This is a genomic window from Psychromonas sp. (assembly GCF_041586535.1).
Lineage (GTDB): Bacteria > Pseudomonadota > Gammaproteobacteria > Enterobacterales > Psychromonadaceae > Psychromonas.
Window position 1 is genome coordinate 1 of sequence record NZ_JBFGZY010000194.1, and the last position, 5,451, is coordinate 5,451.

A 5,451-nucleotide genomic window follows, 5' to 3' on the forward strand; every position below is an offset into this window, starting at 1 on the left:
AACAGCTTTAGCTGGCCACAAAGTGGTGAAGAACAGGACGTTCTGAATCAAATCAATAACAAAGACTAAAACGTAGTTTTATGTCTAGCTAGCATTCATTTTAACAAGCATGAATGAATAGATAATTATCGGATTTGGTATAACATCGGAAAGCTTAGTTCTACCGCTACGGAAACCAGTAATACTTAAGCGGGGGATGAACCTGCTTATCATATTGCCTCTTTCTCCACCATTTCAGCAGACCTATGGATTCGCTTCTTAAGGTTAAATGGGTATATAATCTGCCTGCAGTTTTGCATTATCTACCCTAAGGTTTAATCAATGTTTTTTCAGTCAAAATTTGTACTTAACCGCGAACATTTTGAAGAATGTTTTGATCAGTCTGCATTATTAGGTAAAAAAGCGGCTCCGAGATATAAATTTATGGCCTTTCTGGTAATTGGCGGATGTCTGATTCTTATATTAGTCCCACAACAGAAAACCCTTGCTTTCTTTTTAATTGCCCTCTCTTTTGTTGAGTATTTCAGTTTTCGTTACCGTCGCGCCTGGTGGTTAATGAGACAGATGTGGAGCCGTAACTCTCATAATACGATCACCCTGACAATCAATGATCAGGGCGTGAAAACTGAAAGTTTATATAACAACAGTGAACTTCTCTGGGCTGAGATAAAAGGTATGGTTGAAACCCCTAAAGGTATTATGCTGCTGCTAAAAAACGGTAATAAAAATTATCTGTCAAAAGCCTCCTTAGACGAAAAAGCCGTTGCCTATATTAAATTAAAAGCAGCACCTGCAGAAAGTGAATGTGCTTGTTAACAACTGAACCGCCTGCACCGGGCTAAGCAAGCGGATAAACATTTTATGGCTTGTTAAAATCCTCTAATGTTTTTATTTCAACAACACTATAGGCAGGCGTCTCATATGGGTGGGTATTTATTAATGCTTCTAAAACTGCTTTGATGCACTCCCCGGCGCAGACTAATTCAACTTTATATTCCGCAATGTTGGCTATCTCATTTTTTGTTCCGATAAAAGCGTTACTCTGTGCCATAGGGCGGAATTGCCCCTCTCCCAAAGTCTGCCAGGCACAACAATCATAATTTCCAATGCGTCCGGCCCCGGCCTCAAATAAAGCATTTTTTACCCTGTCTAAATGTGAATCCGGTACATAAAAATTTAACTGATACATTTAATTTCCCTTTTTAATGAAGACTGTCGCAATAAGACCAGCAAAAATAACTTAACCATTTTTTAGTGAGGAAACTCAATATTACGAACCTGTACCCTGGTATTGATGGAGTGCTTATAACTGCTGTCGGAAACCAGCTCGCCGCTCAACTTAATTTCAACGCTGCGCAGCGTTGCCGTCGCACCGGATACTATAGATTCAGTAAACACCAGTTCGGTTATTTTGATAAACCCTTTGTCAGACAGTGCAGCCCAGTGGCCTTTTGAATAACAATTAGTTGCAAGCGGATCAACACCACTGCCAAATTGCACTTCATTTTTATCGGCAACCAGCCTGAATCCCATACGGTTGGTATTGGTAATTGCAGCGGCAGAATTATGGTTGTAAGAATAAACAATGCAATTTGATGTACCGCTATTGAGTGAATCTACTGCTTTAGTTCCACTGCTACCGACTAAAAAATCACGCCCCCCGTAGCCCGCCCGCCTGATATCAGTTTTCATTATTGTCATAATGGACTGCAAATCGGTGCGTAAGCGTGAGTATTTCAAACTTTTAGAACCCGATGAAACGCCCGTTACATATAAGCCGATAACCATTGCCAGGAGCACTGAACCAAGCAGGAGCGTCAGCATCAGCTCAACTAATGAAAATCCTTTTTGCCTGGTTAACATTTTTGATACCCCAGCCGTGCTCTGCCGGGCGAACAGATTCTTAAACGCATAACACCTTGAATGACCTTTAATTTATTGTTATTACCGTCATGCAAAGTAACGCTACCGGCATTGACGCCAAAACGCATCGGTTTGTAAGACACTTTTTTAGCGCTGAAAGTTATATCTGTTTTGGCGGCGAAGAGCGTTTTACCGTCAGTTAACTGCTCAACTTTATTAAGACCGTTTACTAAGCAGGAATCAGCGGTATAACAGTCACAGACAGCAGTGTCCGCCATTGCCATCTTCCAAATTTCTGTATCGCCATCCTGACAAAAGTGCACATAAATTTTTTTATTATCCTGAATGGCCTGAGTCTTGGCTAAGCGTAAAAAATGATAAAGATGCTCTGTTTTTTGTATTAAGGTTCGCTCTGCCAATAGCGCGCTATAATTACTGACGCTAATAGACACCAATATCAACAGCACTGTGATGCTAACCAGTAACTCAATTAATGTGAAACCGCGGTGATTGTTCTGATTTATTGCCATATAAAAACTCAATCCATTAACCGTATCCAGTAAAGTAGATAGGCTATAGAAGCCACTTCAATAACTGACTTGATACTCAGAAAGCGTAGTTTAAGCAGATGAACAAGCAAATGCCCCGGCTGGTTTATGAGGGGCTCCTTAGATTTGCCAACGATTTTTTTGCCATTTTTAACGGTTAACAACAATAAAAAATTTCTTTTTAACGTCATAAAGTTGCAATAAAAGATCCCTATTGTATTGCACAGAGAAGATTTTAATGGTGGAAGCAAGGGAGATAATATGCAATATAATTATACTGAAACTGATATTGATACTGTTTTTTTCGCACCTAAGAAAAAAACGCCAAAAGCAAGAAAATGGCGTGAAATTGAAGAAATAAAAGCGCAGCAGCAACTGACCAGAGAACTGCAAGAAATTGATCCTAGCTTTGTTTTTTCATTAACTGAATTGCGATAAATTTAGTCAGTGACGAAAAAAAACGCATCATTTGATCGGGCTATTAAGTGAAACTGTGGCTGCTCATTTTCAATGGGCGGCTTTTGTGTTTTTAAATTGCTTTAAAAACAGTTAGTTATAAAATTTTAGATGAAAATAAACCACTTCAATCCGTACGGGGAACACTTAAAAATCAGATAGTTAGACTTTGTTTCGTGGAAATATGATTACACAAAGAACATTACAGTATTCGATTTCTAACTGCTTTTGTGTCTCAAACTGAGACAGAATTTTGAACGTCCTCGAATGCTAAGGTGCAATCGTCCCCATAACGACTTACAAAACTAAAAATCTCTGCTCACGATTTTGCTTGCTTTCGGGAAAATACTTAACTCGTTTTTGCCCACTCCTTATTTCAACCGCTAACTGTTTAGTCAAGCCGATCGTTATTTGACCTACTATGTATTCCATCAAAACTCACCCTCGTTGTTTATATGATTAAACCAAAACCTCTGTGAAACATTTTGAACCAATACGCCATATAAGAAAATGGAGCAATTCTGAAAGAAAGTAGATTGAAAATAAGACCTGAAGCTTTCCCGCAACTCAACAGCTTGGGCATAAGCTTATTGGTCTTAGTTTATTAAATTAACCAATTGTTTAATTTAATTGATCTGTACTGACCAAGTGTTTAATATAGTGCTGAATGATATGAGGTGGTTATGAATAAAACGGTGACGAAAAAAGCGAATACGCGCTCTCTGCAACAACGCGCTCAAGAAACGAAAGCAAAAATACTGAGTGCGGCACTTTCAGAATTTGCCAAATCAGGGTTTGAAGGGGTATCGACTCGATCTATCGCTATCAATGCAGGCGTAAATCATACTCTTATCTCTCACCATTTTGGTTCTAAGGATGCGCTTTGGAAGGCAACCGCTGAGTGGTTTTTTAATACCTATAACCAAGAGTTTCTTAACCGTCGTAAAGCATTAAATGAAGTAGACGCTACAGATAAGCTTCGCATCTATATCAGGGATTTCATCGAGTTCTGCGTTAACTTTCCTGATTTTACTCGTTTTATGATGCAAGCAAATCAGGGGGACGAAGAGCGTTTAAATTGGCTTGTTGATCGCTTCCTTCGTTCCGGCTCTGAGACTGAACTGGGAATGTTGCAACAGGCTCAAAAATTAGGATTCATTCCGCAAGGTGATAGCCTGCACATGCGTTACTTATTTATAGGTGCAGCTACATCGATTTTTACATTCGCACCAGAGTTCTCTCGACTATCCGGTAAGGATCCGTTTTCCCATTCCATGGTAGAACAACATATTGACTATCTTTTAGCTTTATTCAGTACTCAAGTGCCAAAACTTAAAGAGGTATGATGAAATGACTAAGAAACTTGTAATTGTAGGTGGTGGATATTTAGGAGCACAGTTAGCTCAGTCGCTTGAACATGATTTAGATGTGACTCTTATCGAGCAGCGTGACGCATTTATTCATGCTCCAGCCATGATACGAGCCATTGTTAAACCATCCATGTTAGATACGGTGTTGTTACCTTATGAGAAACTTCTTACAAAAGGCACAGTTGTAAAAGCCAAAGTCATCAAAGTTGAAGAGCATAGCGTGACACTTGAAGATGGAACTCAATTTGGCGCTGACTATATTGTGCTTGCAACGGGCTCTACTAATAGCGCGTTTTTGAAACCGACAGGCACCAGTATTGATGACTTCCGCATTGTTGTGACTGATCTAAATAAGAAGCTGGCAAGCGCACAATCTGTCGCTATTGTCGGCGCCGGAACAGTTGGTACGGAAATGGCGGGTGAGATTAGTAGCGCCATGCCTGAGAAAGACATAACGTTAATATCGAGTGATTCAACGCTTTTTTCACAACTACCAAAAAAATTCGCTACTTCAATTATGTCGAAACTCAAAAAAGCGAATATCGATATAAAATTCGGCATGCGAGTTGAAAATCTTAAAAGTACCTCAAATGCGTATTCTGGAACGCTTCATCTGTCAGATGGCTCGTCAATAGAGGCTGATCTTATTATTCCAGCCATCGGATCTCGCGCAGTATCGTCATTAGTCGGAGAGTTACCGAATTCCACTATAAGGAAAAACGGCCAAGTTGATGTCGATGCTTACTTGCGCCCATCGGCATACGCCAATGTATTCAGCGCCGGTGATATGGCTGGTTGCGGTGATGCAATGACCATTGTTGCTGTTAGTCGCCAAATACCTTGGTTAACCAAGACCTTTAAAGCCTTAGCTGCTGGAAAGCAGTTAGAACAACTTAAGCCATATTCCCCATGGAGAAAAGCGCCTTTGTTTTTACCTTTAGGTCCAAGTAAGGGCAATTCATACATGGTTATCGGTACTTTTGGTGATTGGATTACAAGAAAAATAAAAGGTGAAAAACTTTTCATAGATAAATATAGAAAGCTATTTCGTTTAAACAAATAGATTTAAATCCTAGGGTCTGTTGATCTTTCGCGGTTAATTTTTGTTCGAGATAAAAGCGTTTTAATCGCGACGCGAGGTGTGTAGCTTAGTCATTCTAAGTAAATACCTCGCAACAAAGAGTAAAACGCTTTTAGCCGACCCCTTCGGGCAG

Annotated in this window: 7 protein-coding genes; 4 read left to right on the forward strand and 3 right to left on the reverse strand. The window is 39.8% G+C overall.

From position 1 onward, the window contains the following. Positions 1–321 precede the first annotated feature (321 nt). Positions 322–816 (forward strand): YcxB family protein, encoded by a 495-nt coding sequence (locus ABZA00_RS16150; RefSeq protein WP_372883178.1) that lies wholly within the window; start codon positions 322–324, stop codon positions 814–816. Between the two features lie 43 nt (positions 817–859). Here the strand turns inward: ABZA00_RS16150 and ABZA00_RS16155 are convergent, their stop codons facing one another. The 3 genes from ABZA00_RS16155 to ABZA00_RS16165 form a co-directional block, all read right to left on the reverse strand. Next, positions 860–1,189, reverse strand: a complete 330-nt coding sequence (locus ABZA00_RS16155) for an NGG1p interacting factor NIF3 (protein ID WP_372883179.1) — start codon at positions 1,187–1,189, stop codon at positions 860–862. 62 nt (positions 1,190–1,251) lie between these two features. Then, positions 1,252–1,863: a prepilin-type N-terminal cleavage/methylation domain-containing protein gene (locus ABZA00_RS16160; RefSeq protein ID WP_372883180.1), complete on the reverse strand. Its 612-nt coding sequence runs from the start codon at positions 1,861–1,863 to the stop codon at positions 1,252–1,254. Then, on the reverse strand, positions 1,857–2,393 hold the full coding sequence (locus ABZA00_RS16165; RefSeq protein WP_372883181.1) for a GspH/FimT family pseudopilin: 537 nt from the start codon (positions 2,391–2,393) through the stop codon (positions 1,857–1,859). The genes ABZA00_RS16160 and ABZA00_RS16165 overlap by 7 nt, the downstream gene beginning before the upstream one ends. Positions 2,394–2,672: 279 nt before the next feature. On the opposite strand from ABZA00_RS16165, the gene ABZA00_RS16170 reads away from it, so the two are divergent. The 3 genes from ABZA00_RS16170 to ABZA00_RS16180 all read left to right on the forward strand — a co-directional run bounded on the left by ABZA00_RS16170 (position 2,673) and on the right by ABZA00_RS16180 (position 5,300). Beyond that, positions 2,673–2,849, forward strand: a complete 177-nt coding sequence (locus ABZA00_RS16170; protein WP_372883182.1) for a DUF3545 family protein — start codon at positions 2,673–2,675, stop codon at positions 2,847–2,849. A gap of 701 nt (positions 2,850–3,550) precedes the next feature. Beyond that, positions 3,551–4,213 (forward strand): TetR/AcrR family transcriptional regulator, encoded by a 663-nt coding sequence (locus tag ABZA00_RS16175; RefSeq protein WP_372883183.1) that lies wholly within the window; start codon positions 3,551–3,553, stop codon positions 4,211–4,213. Positions 4,214–4,217: 4 nt separating this feature from the next. Further along, positions 4,218–5,300: an NAD(P)/FAD-dependent oxidoreductase gene (locus ABZA00_RS16180; protein ID WP_372883184.1), complete on the forward strand. Its 1,083-nt coding sequence runs from the start codon at positions 4,218–4,220 to the stop codon at positions 5,298–5,300. Positions 5,301–5,451: the final 151 nt, after the last annotated feature.